The organism is Mesorhizobium sp. M7A.F.Ca.CA.003.01.2.1 (assembly GCF_003998945.1).
GTDB classification, from domain to species: Bacteria; Pseudomonadota; Alphaproteobacteria; order Rhizobiales; family Rhizobiaceae; genus Mesorhizobium; species Mesorhizobium ciceri.
In genome coordinates, this window is sequence record NZ_RZRA01000839.1 from 1 (window position 1) to 2,508 (window position 2,508).

General features: G+C 64.9%; 5 protein-coding genes. 3 read left to right on the forward strand and 2 right to left on the reverse strand.

Annotated elements, in window-relative coordinates:
- From EN969_RS26425 to EN969_RS26435, 3 genes are all read left to right on the forward strand, one after another.
- Positions 1-334 (forward strand): WYL domain-containing protein (locus EN969_RS26425; protein WP_127419531.1); only part of this gene is annotated, 334 nt, incomplete at its 5' end.
- A gap of 71 nt (positions 335-405) precedes the next feature.
- Positions 406-801 (forward strand): VOC family protein, encoded by a 396-nt coding sequence (locus EN969_RS26430; protein WP_013529579.1) that lies wholly within the window; start codon positions 406-408, stop codon positions 799-801.
- The gene (locus EN969_RS26435; RefSeq protein ID WP_063169009.1) at positions 798-1,235 is read left to right on the forward strand and encodes an EVE domain-containing protein; all 438 of its coding nucleotides are present in this window, start codon (positions 798-800) and stop codon (positions 1,233-1,235) included. Before EN969_RS26430 ends, EN969_RS26435 begins: the two co-directional genes overlap by 4 nt.
- Here the strand turns inward: EN969_RS26435 and EN969_RS26440 are convergent.
- Positions 1,232-2,197, reverse strand: a complete 966-nt coding sequence (locus tag EN969_RS26440; RefSeq protein ID WP_063169008.1) for an ornithine cyclodeaminase family protein — start codon at positions 2,195-2,197, stop codon at positions 1,232-1,234. The genes EN969_RS26435 and EN969_RS26440 overlap by 4 nt on opposite strands.
- Before the next feature lie 37 nt (positions 2,198-2,234).
- Positions 2,235-2,508 (reverse strand): LapA family protein (locus EN969_RS26445; RefSeq protein ID WP_164758503.1); only part of this gene is annotated, 274 nt, incomplete at its 5' end.

Sequence of the window (2,508 nt, forward strand, 5' to 3'; positions counted from 1 at the left end):
GAGCACACTGCTGGTCGGGCCTCCTGCCGCGGCCACCGAGGGCATCGATCTTGGTCTGGTGCGGCAGGCCATCCGCAACGAGCGCAAGCTCGGCTTTCTCTACCGCGATGCCGGCGGGGCCGTGTCCCAGCGCGTCGTCTGGCCATTTGCGCTGGGCTTCTTCGACAAGGTGCGGGTGGTGGTGGCGTGGTGCGAGATGCGGCAGGATTTCCGGCATTTTCGCGCCGATCGCATCGCCGAACTCCAAGCAATGGACACGCGCTATCCGCGTCGTCGCCAGGCGCTGCTCAAGGAATGGCGAACGACGCTCGACAAGCCGCGTGGTTCGCGATGACTGCTGCCATATTCTGACAGTAGCCTATCGTATGTTCGTCAAGTCGAAACACCGAACCTTGGAGAGCAGATATGGCCACCCCGAATTTCGTCATCCTCTATGTCGACCAGCCGCAGCAGAGCGGTGCCTTCTACAGCGCGCTGCTCGGTCGTGAGCCGGTCGAAAGTTCGCCGACCTTCGTGCTGTTCGTGCTCGATGCCGGCTTCAAGCTCGGCCTGTGGTCGCGCCATACGGTGGAGCCGGCAGCCGCCACGTCAGGCGGTGGCGCCGAAATCGTGTTTGCGCTGGATACGCCCGATGCGGTCGATGCCGCCCATGCCGACTGGTCCGGGCGCGGGCTGAAGATCCTGCAGACGCCGACCGACATGGATTTCGGTCGTACTTTTGTCGCGCTCGATCCCGATAATCATCGCCTGCGCGTCTACTGGCTGTCCGACGGGGAACAGGCCAATGGGGAACAGAAATGAGCGCGTATTGGATAGCGGTGGCGTCGGCCGAGCATGTCCGGCGTGGTCGCACAGCCGGCTTCATGCAGGTCAACCACGGCAAGGCGGCACCGCTGCGTCGCGTCAAGCCGGGTGATGGCGTCGTCTACTATTCGCCGACCACTGTTTTGGGCGACAAAGACGGCCTGCAGGCTTTCACGGCGATAGGCATCGTGCGGGAAGGCGAGCCTTATCAGGGCGATATGGGCGCCGGCTTCACGCCGTTCCGCCGCGATGTGGCATGGGCCAAGGCCGAGGAAGCGCCGATCAAGCCGCTGCTCGACAGGCTGGACTTCACCGCGGCCAAGTCGAACTGGGGTTATCAGCTTCGCTTTGGCCTTTTTGAAATCGGGGATCACGATTTTCGTGTGATCGCCGAGGCGATGGGCGCCGAAATGGGTGCAACGGTAAACTAGGCCGTGAGCGCCTTGTAGACGGCAATGCCGGCGGCAAGATCCTCGAGTGCCGCTCCGACCGACTTGAACAGCGTGATCTCACCGGCGCTCTCGCGGCCCTTCTTCCGGCCGCGCGCCAATTCGTGCAGATCGGCGACGATGGCTTCCGGTTTCAGCACGCCGGAGGCCAGCGGTTGGACGATGTCGCCGGCTTCCTTGGTGGCGCCGGCGCGGGTGTCGACATAGACGCGGGCAAGCCTGATCGCATCGTCATCGCTCTCGCGCATCGTCGGCGTAAAGCCGCCGACCAGGTCGACATGGGTTCCCGGCCGCAACAATGCGCCCTTGATCAACGGCGTGGTCGTGATCGTCGCCGAGGAGACGATGTCGGCCTGCCCAAGCTCCGTATCGAGATCGCTTGCCGCACTGGCCGCGAAGCCCTGGGCGCACAGATCGGCCGCGACTTTCTCGGCATTGGCCGGGGTGCGGTTCCAGATGCGGATGGTCTTGATGGGCCGCACGGCCGAGTGCGCCTTGGCGAGGAAGGGCGACAGCGCGCCGGCGCCGACCACAAGCAGCCGCGAGGCATCGTCGCGGGCGAGATAGGAGGCCGCAAGCGCCGAAGCACAGGCGGTGCGCCATTGTGTCAGCCGCTGGCCGTCGATCAGGGCCTCGGGTTCGCCGGTGGCGCCGTTGAGCAGAAGATAGAGCCCCATCACCGCGGGCTTGCCGATGGCATTGTTGTCGGGCGACACGGTGACGATCTTGACGCCGACGTGACCGCCGGCCGACGTGCCGGCCGCGTTGAGATCGGTCCAGGCCGGCATCAAAAGCAGTGTGGAGGCGGCACCATCGGGCCGCTCGATCGTATGATGATGCCTGACCGGCTGCACCGCACCGTCGCGAAACGCCATGCGCAGCGTCTCGACCAGTCCGGGAAAGGTCAGCGCATGGTCGACCTCTGCGGCCGAAATGGTCAGCATGAAAAACTCCGTGAGGACAAAACCGCCGATTGGCGGCTCAAGCGGTCGGCTTCGGCAATGCTGCCCCTTGGGCGGACCCCGGTGCCTGGCTTTGTGATACCGCCGGCGCACGGCTGACCGCCTGGCGCAGGTTCTCGGCTTCGACGCCGCGCTGGCGCGCCAGCTTGCGATAGCGACCCTGTTTGACCCACGTAGCCAGACTGCCGACGATCATGCCGATGGCGAGCGCCAGGAACAGGAAGATGAACAGCGGCAAAGTCAGGGTCAGCTTCGGATTGCCGGGGTTGAACGGGTCCAGCGTGAAGGCGACC